The organism is Affinirhizobium straminoryzae (assembly GCF_007004135.1).
In the GTDB taxonomy this organism is placed as follows: Bacteria; Pseudomonadota; Alphaproteobacteria; order Rhizobiales; family Rhizobiaceae; genus Neorhizobium; species Neorhizobium straminoryzae.
Map to the genome: position 1 here is coordinate 1 of NZ_VJMG01000117.1, position 19972 is coordinate 19972.

The 19972-nt window shown below is 60.1% G+C and carries 15 protein-coding genes and 1 tRNA gene; 14 read left to right on the plus strand and 2 right to left on the minus strand.

Annotation, left to right across the window (positions count from 1 at the left end; genetic code table 11):
* Window positions 1-494: 494 nt before the first annotated feature.
* From FNA46_RS25580 to rpoC, 10 genes are all read left to right on the plus strand, one after another.
* Entirely contained in the window at window positions 495-1295 is an 801-nt protein-coding gene (locus FNA46_RS25580) for a glycosyltransferase family 2 protein (RefSeq protein ID WP_143128061.1), read from the plus strand.
* Between the two features lie 178 nt (window positions 1296-1473).
* Window positions 1474-1549: transfer RNA gene (locus FNA46_RS25585), tRNA-Trp, on the plus strand.
* Between the two features lie 192 nt (window positions 1550-1741).
* On the plus strand, window positions 1742-1942 hold the full coding sequence (gene secE, locus FNA46_RS25590) for a preprotein translocase subunit SecE (protein WP_143128062.1): 201 nt from the start codon (window positions 1742-1744) through the stop codon (window positions 1940-1942).
* Window positions 1943-1960: 18 nt separating this feature from the next.
* On the plus strand, window positions 1961-2491 hold the full coding sequence (nusG, locus tag FNA46_RS25595) for a transcription termination/antitermination protein NusG (RefSeq protein WP_143128063.1): 531 nt from the start codon (window positions 1961-1963) through the stop codon (window positions 2489-2491).
* A gap of 144 nt (window positions 2492-2635) precedes the next feature.
* Window positions 2636-3067, plus strand: a complete 432-nt coding sequence (rplK, locus tag FNA46_RS25600) for a 50S ribosomal protein L11 (RefSeq protein WP_062553865.1) — start codon at window positions 2636-2638, stop codon at window positions 3065-3067.
* A gap of 2 nt (window positions 3068-3069) precedes the next feature.
* Window positions 3070-3765, plus strand: a complete 696-nt coding sequence (gene rplA, locus FNA46_RS25605) for a 50S ribosomal protein L1 (protein ID WP_143128064.1) — start codon at window positions 3070-3072, stop codon at window positions 3763-3765.
* Between the two features lie 355 nt (window positions 3766-4120).
* Entirely contained in the window at window positions 4121-4639 is a 519-nt protein-coding gene (gene rplJ, locus FNA46_RS25610; RefSeq protein ID WP_143128065.1) for a 50S ribosomal protein L10, read from the plus strand.
* Window positions 4640-4699: 60 nt separating this feature from the next.
* Window positions 4700-5077: a 50S ribosomal protein L7/L12 gene (gene rplL / locus FNA46_RS25615; protein WP_143128066.1), complete on the plus strand. Its 378-nt coding sequence runs from the start codon at window positions 4700-4702 to the stop codon at window positions 5075-5077.
* A gap of 258 nt (window positions 5078-5335) precedes the next feature.
* Complete coding sequence (rpoB, locus tag FNA46_RS25620; RefSeq protein ID WP_143128067.1) at window positions 5336-9475, plus strand: DNA-directed RNA polymerase subunit beta; 4140 nt, start codon at window positions 5336-5338, stop codon at window positions 9473-9475.
* 187 nt (window positions 9476-9662) lie between these two features.
* Window positions 9663-13871 (plus strand): DNA-directed RNA polymerase subunit beta', encoded by a 4209-nt coding sequence (gene rpoC, locus FNA46_RS25625; protein ID WP_143128068.1) that lies wholly within the window; start codon window positions 9663-9665, stop codon window positions 13869-13871.
* Window positions 13872-13971: 100 nt separating this feature from the next.
* Here the strand turns inward: rpoC and FNA46_RS25630 are convergent, their stop codons facing one another.
* Together FNA46_RS25630 and FNA46_RS25635 are read right to left on the minus strand one after the other, a co-directional pair.
* Window positions 13972-14679, minus strand: coding sequence for an acid phosphatase (locus FNA46_RS25630; RefSeq protein ID WP_143128069.1), 708 nt, complete (start codon window positions 14677-14679; stop codon window positions 13972-13974).
* Between the two features lie 207 nt (window positions 14680-14886).
* Window positions 14887-15180, minus strand: a complete 294-nt coding sequence (locus FNA46_RS25635) for a transcriptional regulator (protein ID WP_143128070.1) — start codon at window positions 15178-15180, stop codon at window positions 14887-14889.
* Between the two features lie 488 nt (window positions 15181-15668).
* On the opposite strand from FNA46_RS25635, the gene rpsL reads away from it, so the two are divergent.
* The 4 genes from rpsL to tuf all read left to right on the plus strand — a co-directional run bounded on the left by rpsL (window position 15669) and on the right by tuf (window position 19966).
* Window positions 15669-16040 (plus strand): 30S ribosomal protein S12, encoded by a 372-nt coding sequence (rpsL, locus tag FNA46_RS25640; protein WP_003507760.1) that lies wholly within the window; start codon window positions 15669-15671, stop codon window positions 16038-16040.
* A gap of 73 nt (window positions 16041-16113) precedes the next feature.
* A complete protein-coding gene (rpsG, locus tag FNA46_RS25645) occupies window positions 16114-16584 on the plus strand; it encodes a 30S ribosomal protein S7 (protein WP_143128071.1) in 471 nt (156 codons plus the stop codon).
* Window positions 16585-16617: 33 nt separating this feature from the next.
* A complete protein-coding gene (gene fusA / locus FNA46_RS25650) occupies window positions 16618-18717 on the plus strand; it encodes an elongation factor G (RefSeq protein ID WP_143128072.1) in 2100 nt (699 codons plus the stop codon).
* Between the two features lie 73 nt (window positions 18718-18790).
* Window positions 18791-19966, plus strand: a complete 1176-nt coding sequence (tuf, locus tag FNA46_RS25655; RefSeq protein WP_143128073.1) for an elongation factor Tu — start codon at window positions 18791-18793, stop codon at window positions 19964-19966.
* Window positions 19967-19972: the final 6 nt, after the last annotated feature.

Genomic DNA, 19972 nt, shown 5'->3' on the forward strand with positions numbered 1-19972 from the left:
CCATCGTCGAGTAATTCGGCTAAAGGGGCAGGGGGTAACTCCTGTCCCCGCCGCGGCAGCGGGATCGGTTTGGTTTTCCGCCTGTTGTCCTGAAATATTGGCACCCGGTCGCGCACAGGCTCGACCGGGTGTTTTTCCTTTTCGCTTTCAGTCATCCACGCATGCGATCACAACGTCCCTTGCTGTATGGCGCGTTGGTAGCCTCGGGTGTGTTTGCGCGGTGGACTGGCGCAAGGCGTATAAAAAGTATGAAACGGCAGCGCCGCTTTAGCACAAAAACGGCGTAGTATCGGCGGCTTCTGTGTCGTGTTTGGACATTAACACACCTCGTTCCACACGGGTTTCGCCGCACTACTTTGCGAGCGGTGTTCTTGATCTTCGCGTGCCGTCCCAAGAATGCACTTTACGGTCAGCATTGTTCCGTTCGTCATCCGTTGACAACGTTTCGTGCTCATGTTTATCGCTTCCCCATCGTTGGGGGCTACGATTACAACATGTCCGATATTACCGTCGTGCTGACGAGCTGCCGGCGCCATGACCTTCTGGTCAAGACGCTTGAAAGCTTCTTTGGCACCAATGACTATCCGATCGCCGAATTCATCGTTATCGAGGATTCCGATCTGGCATCTGTCGAATCGATTCGCGAGCGCTTTCCGGATCAGCCGCTGCGCGTCATCATCAACGGGACCAATATAGGCCAGCTTCGATCGATTGATCGGGCCTATGCCGAGGTGAAGACACCCTATATTCTTCATCTGGAGGATGACTGGGAATTTCCCGTGGGCGGTATTCTCGGCCGTGCCGTGGAGATCCTGAAGCGTGAGCGGGATGTCTATCTCGTGCAGTTGCGTACGGATGCCGACATGCCGGACAATGTGCGCCGGATCCCCGAGATGCGGGATCTCGGCTATCGCAAGATCGCCCCGACGGCACATCACGTCTGGCACAGCTTTACGTTCAATCCCTCGCTCAAGCGGCTTGCGGATTATCAGATGCTGCCATCCGGCTATGCCGGTTTTGCCAACGAGGCGGAGATCAGCCTGCATTACAAGAAGCAGGGCGCCGTCATGGCCTGGCTGTCCGGCACGGGCGTCGGCCATATCGGGTGGGGCCGCAGCAATTTCGGCTTCCGTCCGCAAAAGGGCCTGAAGGGCGTATGGCAGCGTGTGTGTCGCTTCCTGTCGCTGGCCACGATTCGCAAGTGGCGGCGCTCGCTTGGCCGGCGCGCGGCGCATCTGCGACGCCTGCTTTGGAATCGGCCCATCGAACGTAGGCCATCCGAAGACATGTCCTGATGTCCCGCAGGGCCTCATTTGCGGCTGTCCCGCCGGTGGACACGCGCAGCTGGGCCATCGGGAGCGACGGCGGCATTCAGTTTTTGTCCGACAAGCCGATAAAGCCACTTGCCAAGCCGGGATTCGCATTTTAAAGGAGCGCCATGCTTGCGAAGGGCGACTTTCGCAGGAAGGACAAAGGGGTATAGCTCAGTTGGTAGAGCGGCGGTCTCCAAAACCGCAGGTCGGGGGTTCGAGCCCCTCTGCCCCTGCCAGTTCCGTCCAGGTGACATGTGAATTTCATAGATCCCTGGTAGGAGGGTTGCCGTCCCTGTCGCGGCAAAATGAACGGACGTCCGTTTTTGCTCTTGTGAAAGACAAGCGCGACGTTTATGTAGGGTTAAACAGACACGCGGTGCGTGGGGCTGAAGTTGTCAGCTTTACGCGCCGTAATTGCGTGGGCAGACATGGCATCCAAAACCAATCCATTTGCGTTTCTGCAGCAGGTTCGCGCCGAGACGTCTAAGGTCGCCTGGCCGTCGCGTCGCGAGACGATGATCTCCACTGCCATGGTGTTGGTGATGGTGATTTTTGCTGCGCTGTTTTTCTTCGCCGCTGACCAGCTGATCGGCTGGCTCATCAGCTTCGTGCTGAACTTCAATATCTGATTCCGGGTGGAGAGAGACATGGCGGCGCGCTGGTACATCGTTCACGCATATTCGAATTTCGAGAAGAAGGTTGCCGAATCGATCGAGGAGAAGGCTCGCCAGAAGGGGCTTGAGCATCTTTTCGAAAAGATTCTGGTGCCGACGGAAAAGGTGGTGGAAGTGCGTCGCGGCCGCAAGGTTGATAGCGAGCGCAAGTTCTTCCCGGGTTATGTGCTGGTGCGCGCCAACCTGACGGATGAAGCCTATCATCTGATCAAGAACACGCCGAAGGTGACCGGGTTTCTGGGTTCCGATAATAAGCCTGTTCCGATTCCGGATTATGAGGCTGAGCGGATTCTGGGTCAGGTTCAGGAAGGTGTCGAGCGGCCGAAGTCGTCGATCTCCTTCGAGATCGGCGAGCAGGTTCGCGTTTCGGATGGTCCGTTCGCGTCCTTCAATGGCATCGTTCAGGATGTCGACGAGGAGCGCTCGCGCCTGAAGGTCGAGGTTTCGATCTTTGGCCGCGCAACGCCGGTCGAGCTGGAATACGGTCAGGTCGAGAAGGTCTGATCGATGAAGGGGAGCTTTTCCCCGACTCGCGTGGGAGGATGACGGCCTGAAGCCGGGCCGTTCAGACGAACCACGCAACCGCAGCCGCCGGGGAAGCCCGGCATCAAGGGCCGGGTAACCGGTCTTTACAGGAAAGGCAGAGAAATGGCTAAGAAAGTCGCAGGCCAGCTCAAGCTGCAGGTCAAGGCAGGGTCCGCTAACCCGTCCCCGCCGATCGGCCCCGCACTTGGTCAGCGTGGCATCAACATCATGGAATTCTGCAAGGCGTTCAATGCCGCCACGCAGGAAATGGAAAAGGGTATGCCGATCCCGGTCGTCATCACCTATTACCAGGACAAGTCCTTCACATTTGCGATGAAGCAGCCGCCGGTCACGTACTGGCTGAAGAAGGAAGCGAAGATCCAGTCCGGTTCCAAGACGCCCGGCAAGGGCGCCAAGGCTGGCACCATCACCAAGGCTCAGGTCCGTGCGATCGCTGAAGCCAAGATGAAGGATCTGAACGCGGCTGACGTCGAAGGCGCAATGCTGATGGTTGAGGGCTCTGCCCGCTCCATGGGCCTGGAAGTGGTGGCTTGATCATGGCAAAGCTTGCAAAGCGTATCCAGAAGACCCGCGAAGGCATTGATCCGACGAAGCTGGTTGCTCTCACCGACGCAATCTCCCTCGTCAAGGAACGCGCCACCGCGAAGTTCGACGAAACCATCGAGATCGCGATGAACCTCGGCGTTGACCCGCGCCACGCCGACCAGATGGTTCGCGGCGTCGTCAACCTGCCGAACGGTACCGGCCGTGACGTTCGCGTTGCCGTGTTCGCACGCGGTGCCAAGGCTGACGAAGCCAAGGCTGCCGGCGCAGACATCGTTGGCGCCGAAGATCTCGTCGAAATCGTCCAGGGCGGCAAGATCGACTTCGATCGCTGCATCGCGACCCCGGACATGATGCCGCTCGTCGGCCGCCTCGGCAAGGTTCTCGGCCCGCGCGGCATGATGCCGAACCCGAAGGTCGGTACGGTGACCATGGATGTTGCCGGTGCAGTCAAGGCTTCCAAGGGCGGTGCTGTCGAGTTCCGTGTCGAAAAGGCTGGTATCATCCATGCCGGCATCGGCAAGGCTTCCTTCGACGCCAAGGCTCTGGAAGAAAACATCAAGGCGTTTGCCGATGCTGTTCTGAAGGCCAAGCCGACGGGCGCCAAGGGCAACTACGTCAAGCGCGTTGCGCTGTCCTCGACCATGGGTCCGGGCGTGCGCGTCGAGCCGTCGACGGTTCTCGCTTAAGTTTTTGACCCGAGGCGGAGCGCCTCGGTGTCCGATCAAGAATTTCCGGGCTTTCGGGCCCGGAAACATTCGGGGAAACCCGGATATTCCTGTCCGAGATTGTGGGTGGTTTCGACCTTAATCGTATGACCTGCATGAGACGGGTAAGACCTGGATTTTCAACAGGCGCGCGTGATGCGCCCCTGAGGGTTCCGGTTCGAACCTGATGTGCCTTGTGCCGTGAGCCTTTGGGCTCAAGTGCGGGGGGACAGGATCCTCGAGCGCCGCTCGGGATCTTGCATGTAGGATCCCTTGGGGCAAAGGCAACCCGGCAGGTCCCGGTCATTCGATCGGTCCTGTCAACTGGAGACAGACAGTGGAAAGAGCGGAAAAACGCGAATTCGTCACGGAGCTGAACGAAGTCTTCAAGGCTTCTGGTTCGGTTGTCGTGGCCCACTATGCTGGTGTCACCGTCGCGCAGATGAACGATTTCCGTTCCAAGATGCGCGCCGCTGGCGGCACCGTCAAAGTCGCGAAGAACCGTCTGGCCAAGATCGCTCTTCAGGGCACGGAGTCGGAAGGGATGATCGATCTCTTCAAGGGCCAGACGCTGATCGCATACAGCGCCGACCCGATCACGGCTCCCAAGGTCGTCATGGATTTCGCCAAGACCAACGACAAGCTCGTTGTTCTCGGTGGCGCCATGGGCTCGACCACGCTTAACGCGGAAGGCGTCAAGTCGCTTGCGACCCTGCCTTCGCTGGACGAACTGCGCGCAAAGCTGCTGGGTATGATTCAGACCCCGGCAACCCGCATCGCAGGCGTCGTTCAGGCACCGGCAGCTCAGCTTGCCCGCGTTTTTGCGGCCTACGCAAAGAAGGACGAAGCCGCTTGAGGCGGTTTTTCGCTGTAACAAACCAACCAGTTCGAACCGAACATACAAGGACATATCACAATGGCTGATCTCGCTAAGATCGTTGAAGACCTCTCCTCTCTGACCGTTCTGGAAGCCGCTGAGCTTTCCAAGCTGCTCGAAGAAAAGTGGGGCGTTTCTGCAGCTGCTCCCGTAGCCGTTGCTGCTGCTGGCGGCGCTGCTGCTCCGGCTGCTGTCGAAGAAGAAAAGACTGAATTCGACGTCATCCTGGTGGATGCCGGCGCCAACAAGATCAACGTCATCAAGGAAGTCCGCGCCATCACCGGTCTCGGCCTCAAGGAAGCCAAGGACCTCGTTGAAGGCGCTCCGAAGCCGGTCAAGGAAGCGGTTTCCAAGGGCGAAGCCGCTGACCTCAAGAAGAAGCTTGAGGACGCCGGCGCCAAGGTCGACGTTAAGTAATATCGGAAATACGGCGGGAGAGGGCTTTACAGCCTTCTCCCTTCGGCCATTTCCTCAGAACATGTTACCCAAGCGCCGGTGAAACGACGCTTGGGTAATGGGTTCTTCAAGAGGATGGTTCTCCTTCGGACAGTGCGGCAATCCGGCCGGCGGTCCGTTCGGCGGAACGAGTTTGAACCACCCATTTGTTCGGCGGGGTCGACTGGCCAGCGTGCCCCGTCCGTTGCAGGCCCGGATGCAATTTTTGAAGGAGCGACGATGGCTCAGACCCTTTCGTTCAACGGTCGCAGGCGCGTACGCAAGTTTTTCGGAAAGATCCCCGAAGTTACCGAGATGCCGAACCTCATCGAGGTTCAGAAGGCATCCTATGATCAGTTCCTGATGGTCGAAGAGCCAGCCGGTGGTCGCCCCGATGAGGGGCTGAACGCCGTTTTCCGCTCTGTGTTCCCGATCACGGACTTTTCCGGCGCCTCCATGCTGGAATTCGTTTCCTACGAATTCGAGCCGCCGAAGTTCGACGTGGAAGAATGCCGTCAGCGCGACCTGACCTATGCCGCACCGCTCAAGGTGACGCTGCGCCTCATCGTGTTCGATATTGACGAGGATACCGGTTCGAAGTCCATCAAGGACATCAAGGAGCAGTCCGTCTATATGGGCGACATGCCGCTGATGACCGACAACGGTACGTTCATCGTGAACGGCACCGAGCGCGTCATCGTGTCCCAGATGCACCGTTCGCCGGGCGTGTTCTTCGACCACGACAAGGGCAAGAGCCATTCTTCGGGCAAGCTGCTGTTTGCCGCCCGTGTCATCCCCTATCGCGGTTCCTGGCTCGACATCGAATTCGACGCCAAGGACATCGTCTATGCGCGTATCGACCGTCGCCGCAAGATCCCGGTGACCTCGCTGCTGATGGCGCTCGGCATGGATGGCGAAGATATCCTGTCGACCTTCTACACCAAGTCCACCTACGAGCGTGACGATAATGGCTGGCGCGTGCCGTTCAAGCCGGACACGCTGAAGGGTGCGAAGGCCCTGTCCGATCTCGTTGACGCCGACACCGGCGAAGTCGTGGTCGAGGCCGGCAAGAAGCTGACCCCGCGTCTGCTGCGCCAGCTTTCCGACAAGGGCCTGAAGGCTCTGAAGGCCACCAATGACGACCTGTTCGGCAGCTACCTCGCCGAAGACATCGTCAACATGCAGACCGGCGAGATCTATCTCGAAGCCGGCGACGAGATCGATGAAAAGACGCTGAACATCATTCTGGATGCCGGCTTCGACGAGATCCCGGTTCTTGGCATCGACCATATCAATGTCGGCGCCTACATCCGCAACACGCTGTCTGCCGACAAGAACCAGAACCGCCAGGACGCGCTGTTCGACATCTACCGTGTCATGCGCCCGGGTGAACCGCCGACGATGGAATCGGCGGAAGCCATGTTCAACTCGCTGTTCTTCGATGCGGAGCGTTACGACCTCTCCGCCGTTGGCCGCGTGAAGATGAACATGCGTCTTGACCTTGATTGCCCGGATACCGTCCGCACGCTGCGCAAGGACGACATCCTGTCCGTGGTCAAGATGCTGGTCGACCTGCGCGATGGCAAGGGCGAGATCGACGACATCGACAACCTCGGCAACCGTCGCGTTCGCTCCGTCGGCGAACTGATGGAAAACCAGTACCGTCTCGGGCTGCTGCGCATGGAGCGCGCGATCAAGGAACGCATGTCCTCGATCGAGATCGACACGGTCATGCCGCAGGACCTGATCAATGCGAAGCCGGCAGCCGCCGCCGTTCGCGAATTCTTCGGCTCCTCGCAGCTGTCGCAGTTCATGGACCAGGTGAACCCGCTGTCGGAAATCACGCACAAGCGCCGTCTCTCGGCTCTTGGCCCGGGTGGTCTGACCCGTGAGCGTGCCGGCTTCGAAGTCCGCGACGTGCATCCGACCCACTATGGCCGTATCTGCCCGATCGAAACGCCGGAAGGTCCGAACATCGGTCTGATCAACTCGCTCGCCACGTTTGCCCGCGTCAACAAGTACGGCTTCATCGAAAGCCCGTACCGCAAGATCGTCGACGGCAAGGTCACCAATGACGTGATCTACCTCTCGGCCATGGAAGAGGCGAAGTATTACGTGGCGCAGGCCAATGCCGAGCTGGATGGCGAAGGCGGCTTCACGGAAGAATTCGTCGTCTGCCGCCATGCCGGCGAAGTGATGCTCGCGCCGCGCGATACCATCAACCTGATGGACGTCTCGCCGAAGCAGCTCGTTTCGGTCGCGGCCGCTCTCATTCCGTTCCTGGAAAACGACGACGCCAACCGCGCGCTCATGGGCTCGAACATGCAGCGTCAGGCCGTGCCGCTGATCCGCGCCGAGGCGCCGTTCGTTGGTACTGGCATGGAACCGGTGGTTGCCCGTGATTCCGGTGCTGCGATCGCAGCCCGTCGTGGCGGTGTGGTTGACCAGGTCGATGCGACGCGTATCGTGATTCGCGCCACGGAAGATCTGGATGCCGGCAAGTCCGGCGTCGACATCTACCGCCTGCAGAAGTTCCAGCGTTCCAACCAGAACACCTGCGTCAACCAGCGTCCGCTGGTCAGCGTCGGCGATATCATCTCCAAGGGTGACATCATCGCGGACGGTCCTTCGACCGACCTCGGCGATCTGGCGCTGGGCCGCAACGCGCTCGTCGCGTTCATGCCGTGGAATGGCTACAACTACGAAGACTCGATCCTGATGTCCGAACGCATCGTCTCCGACGACGTGTTCACCTCCATCCACATCGAAGAATTCGAAGTGATGGCCCGCGACACCAAGCTTGGCCCCGAAGAAATCACGCGCGACATTCCAAACGTATCGGAAGAAGCGCTGAAGAACCTGGACGAAGCCGGTATCGTCTACATCGGTGCGGAAGTGCAGCCGGGCGATATCCTGGTCGGCAAGATCACCCCGAAGGGCGAAAGCCCGATGACGCCGGAAGAAAAGCTCCTGCGCGCCATCTTCGGTGAAAAGGCGTCCGACGTGCGCGACACCTCCATGCGCATGCCGCCCGGTACCTTCGGCACCGTCGTCGAAGTTCGCGTCTTCAACCGCCACGGCGTGGAGAAGGACGAGCGCGCGATGGCGATCGAGCGCGAGGAAATCGAGCGTCTCGCCAAGGACCGTGACGACGAACAGGCGATCCTGGACCGCAACGTGTATGGCCGTCTGGTCGACATGCTGCGCGGCCAGATCTCGGTTGCCGGCCCGAAGGGCTTCAAGAAGGGCGTCGAGCTGTCCAACGCGGTCGTCTCCGAATATCCGCGGTCGCAGTGGTGGATGTTCGCCGTCGAGGACGAAAAGGTCCAGGCGGAGATCGAAGCCCTGCGTGGCCAGTACGACGAATCCAAGTCGCGCCTTGAACAGCGCTTCATGGACAAGGTCGAAAAGGTCCAGCGTGGCGACGAAATGCCTCCGGGCGTCATGAAGATGGTCAAGGTCTTCGTTGCTGTGAAGCGCAAGATCCAGCCAGGCGACAAGATGGCCGGTCGTCATGGCAACAAGGGCGTCGTATCGCGCATCGTACCGGTCGAGGACATGCCGTTCCTCGAAGACGGGACCCCGGTCGACATCTGCTTGAACCCGCTCGGCGTTCCCTCGCGCATGAACGTCGGTCAGATTCTCGAAACGCACCTTGCCTGGGCTTGCGCCGGCATGGGCAAGAAGATCGGCCAGATGCTTGAGGACTATCGCAAGCATCTCGACATCACCGATCTGAAGAACGAGCTGACCGAGATCTATGCGTCGGAATCGCATGACGAGGTTTCGCGCTTCGACGACGAATCGCTGGTGCGTCTGGCCGAGGAAGCCAAGCGCGGCGTCTCCATCGCCACGCCGGTCTTCGACGGTGCGCATGAAAGCGACGTGTCCGCCATGCTGACGCGTGCCGGTCTTGATCCGTCGGGTCAGTCGGTTCTGTACGATGGCCGTACCGGCGAGCCCTTCGACCGCAGGGTGACAGTCGGCTACATGTACATGATCAAGCTGAACCACCTGGTTGACGACAAGATCCACGCCCGTTCGATCGGTCCGTACTCGCTCGTGACGCAGCAGCCGCTGGGCGGCAAGGCGCAGTTCGGCGGTCAGCGCTTCGGGGAAATGGAAGTCTGGGCGCTCGAAGCCTACGGCGCCGCCTACACCCTGCAGGAAATGCTGACGGTGAAGTCGGACGACGTGGCAGGCCGTACCAAGGTCTACGAGGCGATCGTGCGTGGCGACGATACGTTCGAAGCCGGTATTCCGGAAAGCTTCAACGTTCTCGTCAAGGAAATGCGCTCGCTGGGCCTGTCGGTCGAGCTGGAGAATTCCAAGCTCGACGCGGCCGATGGTTCCGGCCAGCTGCCGGACGCTGCCGAGTAAAGAAAAACGCGGGCGCGCGACCCACAGGGGACGCGCGCCATCCCCTCCGGCGGAAGCCATCGCCGGGCAGGGGAATTCCGCCGCATTTTGCGGCTACGACCGTTTTTGGCGACGACCGTCCACCCCGGGTCCATTGAGGATGGTTCGTTCGCAAGCCGAGGGCTGACAGCCCCATAAGGAGACAGGCATGAACCAAGAGGTCATGAATCTTTTCAATCCGCAGGTGCCTGCGCAGCATTTCGATTCGATCCGCATCTCGATCGCGTCGCCTGAGAAGATTCTCTCCTGGTCCTACGGCGAAATCAAAAAGCCGGAGACCATCAACTACCGTACGTTCAAGCCGGAACGCGACGGCCTCTTCTGCGCGCGCATCTTCGGGCCGATCAAGGACTACGAGTGCCTGTGCGGCAAGTACAAGCGCATGAAGTACAAGGGCATCATCTGCGAAAAGTGCGGCGTCGAAGTCACGCTGTCGCGCGTTCGCCGCGAGCGCATGGGCCATATCGAGCTGGCAGCCCCGGTTGCCCATATCTGGTTCCTGAAGTCGCTTCCGTCGCGCATCGCAACCCTGCTCGACATGACGCTGAAGGATGTGGAGCGCGTTCTCTACTTCGAACACTACATCGTCACTGAGCCGGGTCTCACCGCGCTCAAGGAACACCAGCTGCTCACCGAAGAAGAGTATATGCTGGCGGTTGACGAGTATGGCGAAGACCAGTTCACCGCGATGATCGGTGCGGAAGCCATCTACGAAATGCTGGCGTCGATGAACCTCGACAAGCTGGCCGGCGACCTGCGCTCGGAACTGGCCGACACCACGTCGGACCTGAAGCAGAAGAAGCTGATGAAGCGTCTCAAGATCGTTGAGAACTTCATCGAGTCCGGCAATCGCCCGGAATGGATGATCATGAAGGTCGTGCCGGTGATCCCGCCGGACCTGCGTCCGCTGGTGCCGCTCGACGGCGGCCGTTTCGCGACGTCGGACCTGAACGATCTCTACCGTCGCGTGATCAACCGTAACAACCGTCTGAAGCGCCTGATCGAACTGCGCGCGCCGGGCATCATCATTCGCAACGAAAAGCGCATGCTGCAGGAATCTGTGGACGCGCTGTTCGACAACGGCCGCCGCGGCCGCGTCATCACCGGTGCCAACAAGCGTCCGCTGAAGTCGCTGTCCGACATGCTGAAGGGCAAGCAGGGCCGCTTCCGCCAGAACCTGCTCGGCAAGCGCGTCGACTATTCCGGCCGTTCCGTCATCGTGACCGGTCCGGAACTGAAGCTGCACCAGTGCGGTCTTCCGAAGAAGATGGCGCTCGAACTGTTCAAGCCGTTCATCTACGCCCGCCTCGACGCCAAGGGTTACTCCTCGACCGTCAAGCAGGCCAAGAAGCTGGTTGAAAAGGAAAAGCCGGAGGTCTGGGATATCCTCGACGAGGTCATCCGCGAGCATCCGGTGCTCCTGAACCGTGCACCGACGCTGCACCGTCTGGGTATCCAGGCCTTCGAACCGATCCTGGTCGAAGGCAAGGCCATCCAGCTGCATCCGCTCGTCTGCACGGCCTTCAACGCCGACTTCGACGGCGACCAGATGGCCGTTCACGTGCCGCTGTCGCTGGAAGCCCAGCTGGAAGCCCGCGTGCTGATGATGTCCACCAACAACATCCTGCACCCGGCAAACGGCGCGCCGATCATCGTTCCCTCACAGGACATGGTTCTCGGCCTCTACTATCTGTCGATCATGAACCAGAACGAGCCGGGCGAAGGCATGGCCTTCTCCGACATGGGTGAACTGCACCACGCGCTGGAAAACAAGGTCGTCACCCTGCATGCCAAGATCCGTGGTCGTTTCAAGACCGTGGATGCCGAAGGCAAGCCGGTCTCGAAGATCTATGAAACCACGCCGGGCCGCATGATCATCGGCGAACTGCTGCCGAAGAACGTCAATGTGCCGTTCGAGATCTGCAACCAGGAAATGACCAAGAAGAACATCTCCAAGATGATCGACACGGTCTACCGCCATTGCGGCCAGAAGGACACGGTCATCTTCTGCGACCGCATCATGCAGCTGGGCTTCACCCACGCCTGCCGCGCGGGCATTTCCTTCGGCAAGGATGACATGATCATCCCGGAAACCAAGGCCAAGATCGTCGGCGAGACCGAAAGCCTGGTCAAGGAATACGAGCAGCAGTACAACGACGGCCTGATCACCCAGGGCGAGAAGTACAACAAGGTCGTTGACGCCTGGGGCAAGGCGACCGAAAAGGTTGCCGAAGACATGATGGCCCGCATCAAGGCGGTCGAGTTCGACAAGGAGACGGGTCGCCAGAAGCCGATGAACGCCATCTATATGATGTCGCACTCGGGTGCCCGCGGTTCTCCGAACCAGATGCGCCAGCTGGGCGGCATGCGTGGCCTGATGGCCAAGCCTTCGGGCGAAATCATTGAGACGCCGATCATCTCCAACTTCAAGGAAGGCCTGACCGTGAACGAGTACTTCAACTCGACCCACGGTGCCCGCAAGGGTCTCGCAGACACCGCTCTGAAGACGGCGAACTCCGGTTACCTGACGCGTCGTCTCGTTGATGTGGCGCAGGACTGCATCGTCAACATGGTCGATTGCGGCACCGACAAGGGCCTGACCATGACGGCGATCGTTGACGCCGGTCAGGTCGTTGCTTCGCTCGGCGCCCGCATCCTCGGCCGTACGGCGCTCGATGACATCGACAACCCGGTGACCGGCGAAAATCTGGTCAAGGCCGGCCAGATGATCCTCGAGCCGCATGTCATCGAGATCGAAAAGGCGGGCATCCAGTCCGTCCGCATTCGCTCGGCGCTGACCTGTGAAGTCCAGACGGGCGTCTGCTCGGTCTGCTATGGTCGCGACCTTGCCCGCGGCACGCCCGTCAACATGGGCGAAGCCGTCGGCGTCATCGCGGCCCAGTCGATCGGCGAGCCGGGCACGCAGCTCACCATGCGTACGTTCCACCTGGGTGGCACGGCAAACGTGGTGGACCAGTCGTTCCTGGAAGCCTCCTACGAAGGCACGATCCAGATCAAGAACCGCAATGCGCTGCGCAATTCCGAAGGCAACCTGGTTGCCATGGGCCGCAACATGGCGATCACGATCCTGGACGAACGTGGCGTGGAGCGTTCCTCGCAGCGTGTCGCCTACGGTTCGAAGCTGTTCGTGGATGACGGCGACAAGGTGAAGCGCGGTCAGCGTCTGGCGGAGTGGGACCCCTATACCCGTCCGATGCTCACCGAAGTGTCGGGTGTCGTCCAGTTCGAAGACGTCGTCGACTCGATCTCGGTTCTGGAATCGACCGACGAATCCACCGGTATCACCAAGCGTCAGGTCATCGACTGGCGTTCGACGCCGCGTGGTACGGACCTGAAGCCGGCCATCGTCATCAAGGACGCGTCGGGTTCGATCGTGAAGCTCAGCCGTGGCGGCGACGCCCGGTTCATGCTCTCGGTCGACGCCATCCTGTCCGTCGAGCCGGGCCAGAAGGTCAGCCAGGGCGACGTGCTTGCGCGTGTTCCCATGGAAAGCGCCAAGACCAAGGACATCACCGGTGGCCTGCCGCGCGTTGCCGAACTGTTCGAAGCCCGTCGTCCGAAGGATCACGCCATCATCGCAGAGATCGATGGTACGATCCGCCTCGGCCGCGACTACAAGAACAAGCGTCGCGTGATGATCGAGCCGGCGGAAGACGGTGTCGAGCCGGTCGAGTACCTGATCCCGAAGGGCAAGCCCTTCCATCTTCAGGACGGCGACTATATCGAAAAGGGTGACTACATCCTCGACGGTAACCCGGCACCGCACGACATTCTGGCGATCAAGGGCGTCGAGGCACTTGCCTCGTACCTGGTCAACGAAATCCAGGAAGTCTACCGCCTGCAGGGCGTGGTGATCAACGACAAGCACATCGAGGTGATCGTTCGCCAGATGCTGCAGAAGGTCGAGATCACCGATTCCGGCGACAGCCAGTACATTGTGGGCGACAATGTCGACCGCATCGAACTGGACGATGCCAACGAGCGTCTCATCGAGGAAGGCAAGAAGCCTGCCTTCGGCGAGCCGGTTCTGCTCGGCATCACCAAGGCCTCGCTGCAGACGCCGTCCTTCATCTCGGCTGCCTCCTTCCAGGAAACCACCAAGGTTCTCACGGAAGCGGCGATTGCCGGCAAGATGGACACGCTGCAGGGTCTCAAGGAAAACGTCATTGTCGGCCGTCTCATCCCGGCCGGTACCGGTGGCACCATGACGCAGATCCGTCGCATCGCCACGTCGCGCGACGAGATGATCCTCGAGGAGCGCCGCAAGGGCACGGGTGCCTCCACGGCGACCCCGATGCTGCAGGACATGGCCGGTCAGGTTCCGGCTGGCGAATAATCGCCAGCCATACGGACAGATCAGACAAGAAAGAAGCCGCCCGGAGCGATCCGGGCGGCTTCTTTGCGAGCGGGCTGAAAAGATCTGGTGACGAGAACCGTCAGAGACCGAGCGTGGTCCGCAACTCGGTCTTGGCGGCCTCGAACTCGGCCTTGAAGTCGTCATGCGTCATGATCGTCTGGGCAATCACCGTGCCGGAGATGCGGCCCATCTCGATGTCGGAGGGATAGTGGATGCCGCCGATGACGCGGTTCCAGCCATAGGCCCAGGCGCGCTGCATGATCGGGTCGCGCTTTTCCGGCAGCATGTTGGAGAGAACAATGCCCATCAGCGTACCAACCGTCGTGTGGCCGGATGGATAGGAGCCGGACTTCGACAGCGGAACAACGGGCTTGACGAGATCGCTGTAGAGGTGCGGGCGAGGGCGCTTCCACACATCCTTGGCCGGATCGACGACGGCACCTTCGGTTGCAACGACGCGGTCGAAGAAGGCGGCGAACTTCGGCAGGTTTTCCCGGGTAAACTTCGGATTGGCAACGACATCGCTGAAGCGCCAGACGTTTTCCTCGACGTCGGCCTTGGCGCGCGCTTCCATCTCCGGCGTGCGTGTGACCTGGATGGTGAGGATCTCACCGAGTTCGGCCTGCATCTTCGCCGAGTCCGCCGAAGGCGGCGGCGGCAGAAGCGCGAGGAGGTTGATTTCGCTGGCGTCGGCGAACGGCTTTGCCTTCTCTTCGGCAAGGACCGTTGTGGTTGCGGCAATCAGGATGGAAAAGCAGAGGGTTGCAATACGGGATAGGCGGGACATTGTGCCTCCTTGCTGGGGTGAACCGTCAAGCGGTAGCAGGGCAACATGGACGTCCGGTGACAGTGACTGCTCCGTCCGACAGGGGAGGACGAGCGAAGGACACCTTTTGGAAACTGTAGGCTTCTATTTTTTATCGAAGATTGATTACCCGCCCGGATGGCGGGCAAATCCTGGTGTATGGCGCGACCGTCGCCCGTGTGGATGGTCTTATCCGAAGCGGATGATGGAAACTTCGCCGTCGAGCGCGCCCTGATAGGCGGACGCGTGCGGCTCTTCCACCGGCTCTTCCGTGAGAACGCCGATCTGATCGAGGTCGGCCTCGATGAAACCCTCTTCGGACAGTGCGTTCAACGCTTCGCGCACGGCAGTATCGTCATCGGGCGCGGCCAGCAGGATGTGCAGCTCGACGCCTTCGGAATCCTTGGTGACATATCCCTTGCCGATGATGATGAAGATCATCGGCTGCTCGCGGCTGTTGTCGTTGTCCGGCTGGCTGATCATCGGAATTGCGCTCCTTTTGCATAACGGGAGGGACCGACTCAGGGCGGCCGGCAAACTCGCTGCATACTTAGCGGCTTGCCTGACAAATCACAGTGGTTAATAATCGGTAGCCCGGGTTTTCCCTGTTCAGGTCATCATTGATGTCGCTAAAACCCCTGTGATACAGGCTGTTGCGGGACTAAATCGGAAATCGGCCTTGACGTGGCGAGGCTAAAACAGTAAACGCCCGGCATCGGAAGCGATGTGAGGCTTGCCCGTCTGGATCGACTCGTTCCTGACTTGGCCTTAAACAAGGTTCCAAAACGCACGTTGAAGACACGTATGCCGCACGCACGACGCATGGACATGCGTCCTCTGCTTTATGTGGTCCGTCCGAAATTTCGGATCGGGCCACGTTTTGCGCATGTTGATATGTGTGCCGAGGCCGGAGACGGCGCAACACTGGCCCGATAAGGGCCTTGAGAGTAGATTTTGCAAGGGATGGGTATATGCCTACCGTAAACCAGCTGATCCGCAAGCCCCGCCAGGCACAGGTCAAGCGCAACAAGGTGCCTGCACTGCAGGAAAACCCGCAGAAGCGCGGCGTGTGCACCCGCGTTTACACCACGACCCCGAAGAAGCCGAACTCGGCTCTGCGTAAGGTCGCGAAGATCCGCCTGACCAATGGCTTTGAAGTTATCGGTTACATTCCGGGTGAAGGTCACAACCTTCAGGAACACTCCGTCGTCATGATCCGTGGCGGCCGCGTCAAGGACCTTCCGGGTGTCCGTTATCACATCATCCGCGGTGTTCTCGATACCCAGGGTGTCAAGAACCGCAAGCAGCGCCGCTCCAAGTACGGCGCGAAGCGTCCGAAGTAATCACCTGTTCCGGCGCCGCGCGAGGTTCTCCGCGTGTTAAGGCGCCTTTACCCTTTTTGAAGAGACAGAACGCATGTCCAGACGTCACAGAGCAGAAAAGCGTGAAATCAACCCGGATCCCAAGTTCGGTGATCTGGTTGTCACGAAGTTCATGAATGCCATCATGTTGCATGGCAAGAAGTCCGTCGCCGAAAGCATCGTTTACGGCGCCTTCGATGCCGTTCAGGGCAAGACCAAGCAGGAGCCCCTGCAGGTCTTCCATCAGGCACTCGACAACGTCGCTCCGCACGTTGAAGTGCGTTCGCGCCGCGTTGGTGGTGCGACCTACCAGGTTCCGGTTGACGTTCGTCCGGAGCGCCGCCAGGCTCTCGCCATTCGCTGGCTGATTGCTGCCGCCCGCAAGCGTAACGAAACCACCATGGTTGACCGCCTCTCCGGCGAGCTGATGGATGCCGCCAACAACCGTGGCAGCGCCGTCAAGAAGCGCGAAGACACCCACAAGATGGCCGACGCGAACCGCGCGTTCTCGCATTATCGTTGGTAATCTTCATCCGATCGAAGTTCGAAAGGCAGTCCTATGGCTCGCGAGTATAAAATCGAAGACTACCGTAATTTCGGTATCATGGCGCATATCGACGCCGGCAAGACGACGACCACCGAGCGTATCCTCTACTACACCGGTAAGTCGCACAAGATCGGCGAAGTCCATGACGGCGCCGCGACCATGGACTGGATGGAGCAGGAGCAGGAGCGCGGCATCACGATCACGTCCGCTGCGACCACGACCTTCTGGAAGGGTCGCGACGGCAAGATGCGCCGCTTCAACATCATCGACACCCCCGGCCACGTTGACTTCACGATCGAAGTCGAGCGTTCGCTGCGGGTTCTCGACGGTGCTGTTGCTCTCCTCGACGCCAATGCCGGCGTTGAGCCGCAGACGGAAACCGTCTGGCGCCAGGCAGACAAGTACAACGTTCCGCGCATGATCTTCTGCAACAAGATGGACAAGACCGGCGCGGACTTCTACCGCTCGGTCGAGATGGTCAAGTCGCGTCTCGGCGCGACCCCGGTCGTCTGCCAGCTGCCGATCGGCGCAGAAACCGAGTTCAAGGGTGTTGTCGACCTGATCGAGATGAACGCGCTCGTCTGGCGCGATGAATCGCTCGGCGCTGCCTGGGACGTCGTGGAAATTCCGGAAGACCTCAAGGCACGCGCCGAGGAATACCGCGAGAAGATGATCGAGACGATCGTTGAAATCGAGGAAGAGGCCATGGAAGCCTACCTCGAGGGCAACATGCCGGACAACGACAAGATCCGCGCGCTCATCCGTCGCGGCACCATCGACGTCAAGTTCTTCCCGATGTTCTGCGGCTCTGCCTTCAAGAACAAGGGTGTTCAGCCTCTGCTGGACGCCGTTGTCGAATTCCTGCCGTCGCCGATCGATATTCCGGCGATCAAGGGCATCGACGCCAAGACCGAAGCGGAAATCGAGCGTCACGCCGACGACAACGAGCCGCTGTCGATGCTGGCGTTCAAGATCATGAACGACCCCTTCGTCGGCTCGTTGACCTTCTGCCGCATCTATTCGGGCAAGCTCGAAAAGGGCTCGTCCGTCATGAACACGGTCAAGGAAAAGCGCGAGCGCGTCGGCCGCATGCTGCAGATGCACTCCAACAGCCGTGAAGACATCGAAGAAGCCTTCGCAGGCGACATCGTGGCTCTCGCCGGCCTCAAGGAAACCACCACGGGTGACACGCTCTGCGATCCCCTGAAGCCGGTTATCCTCGAGCGCATGGAATTCCCGGAGCCGGTCATCCAGATCGCGATCGAGCCGAAGTCCAAGGGCGACCAGGAAAAGATGGGCCTCGCGCTCAACCGCCTGGCAGCCGAAGACCCGTCCTTCCGCGTCAAGACCGACCAGGAATCCGGCCAGACCATCATTGCCGGCATGGGCGAACTTCACCTCGACATCATCGTCGACCGTATGCGTCGCGAGTTCAAGGTTGAAGCCAACGTCGGTGCTCCGCAGGTGGCATACCGCGAAACCATCACCCGGCTTTGCGAAGAAGATTACACGCACAAGAAGCAGACCGGTGGTACCGGCCAGTTCGCGCGCGTCAAGATCGTCTTCGAACCGAACCCGGATGGCGAAGATTTCGTGTTCGAATCCAAGATCGTCGGCGGCTCGGTTCCGAAGGAATACATCCCCGGCGTCCAGAAGGGTATCGAAAGCGTTCTGTCTTCGGGTCCGCTGGCCGGCTTCCCGATGCTCGGCGTCAAGGCAACCCTGATCGATGGTGCCTTCCACGATGTCGACTCCTCGGTTCTCGCCTTCGAAATCGCCTCGCGTGCCTGCTTCCGCGAAGCCTCCAAGAAGGCCGGCGCCCAGCTGCTCGAGCCGATGATGAAGGTCGAGGTTGTGACGCCGGAAGATTACGTCGGTGACGTCATCGGCGACCTGAACTCGCGTCGTGGCCAGATCCAGGGCCAGGAACAGCGCGGCATTGCGATCGTGATCAACGCTCACGTGCCGCTCGCCAACATGTTCAAGTACGTCGATAACCTGCGTTCGATGTCGCAGGGCCGCGCCCAGTATTCGATGGTCTTCGATCACTACGCGCCGGTTCCCAACAACGTCGCTCAGGAAATTCAGGCGAAGTACTCCGGTCAGAAGTGACCGGGGTAACCCTTGAGACAGAAGAACGAAGAATTGCTCCGCTTCGCGCGGGGAAACAGATGGAGAGCCTGAAATGGCAAAGAGCAAGTTTGAGCGTACCAAGCCGCATGTGAACATCGGCACGATTGGCCACGTTGACCATGGCAAGACGTCTCTGACGGCAGCGATCACGAAGTACTTCGGTGAATTCAAGGCGTATGACCAGATCGACGCCGCACCGGAAGAAAAGGCCCGTGGTATCACGATCTCGACGGCTCACGTGGAGTACGAGACGGCCAACCGTCACTACGCGCACGTCGACTGCCCCGGCCACGCCGACTACGTAAAGAACATGATCACGGGTGCCGCACAGATGGACGGCGCGATCCTGGTGTGCTCGGCCGCAGACGGCCCGATGCCGCAGACGCGCGAACACATCCTGCTGGCCCGCCAGGTTGGCGTTCCGGCTCTGGTTGTGTTCCTGAACAAGGTTGACCAGGTTGACGACGCCGAGCTTCTGGAACTCGTTGAACTGGAAGTTCGCGAACTTCTGTCGTCCTACGACTTCCCGGGCGACGATGTTCCGGTTGTCAAGGGTTCGGCTCTGGCGGCTCTGGAAGATAGCAACAAGACGATCGGCGAAGACGCCGTTCGCGAGCTGATGGCCCAGGTTGACGCCTACATCCCGACGCCTGAGCGTCCGATCGACCAGCCGTTCCTGATGCCGATCGAAGACGTGTTCTCGATCTCGGGTCGTGGTACGGTTGTGACGGGTCGCGTCGAGCGCGGCATCATCAAGGTTGGCGAAGAAGTCGAGATCGTCGGCATCCGCGCCACCTCCAAGACGACCGTGACCGGCGTTGAAATGTTCCGCAAGCTGCTCGACCAGGGCCAGGCTGGCGACAACATCGGCGCGCTGATCCGCGGCGTGAACCGTGACGGCGTCGAGCGCGGCCAGATTCTGTGCAAGCCGGGCACTGTCAAGCCGCACAAGAAGTTCAAGGCTGAAGCCTACATCCTGACGAAGGAAGAAGGCGGCCGTCATACGCCGTTCTTCACGAACTACCGTCCGCAGTTCTACTTCCGCACGACGGACGTGACGGGCATCGTGACGCTTCCGGAAGGCACGGAAATGGTTATGCCGGGCGACAACGTGACCGTTGACGTCGAGCTGATCGTTCCGATCGCGATGGAAGAAAAGCTGCGCTTCGCGATCCGCGAAGGCGGCCGTACCGTCGGCGCCGGCATCGTCGCCGCCATCGTCGAGTAATTCGGC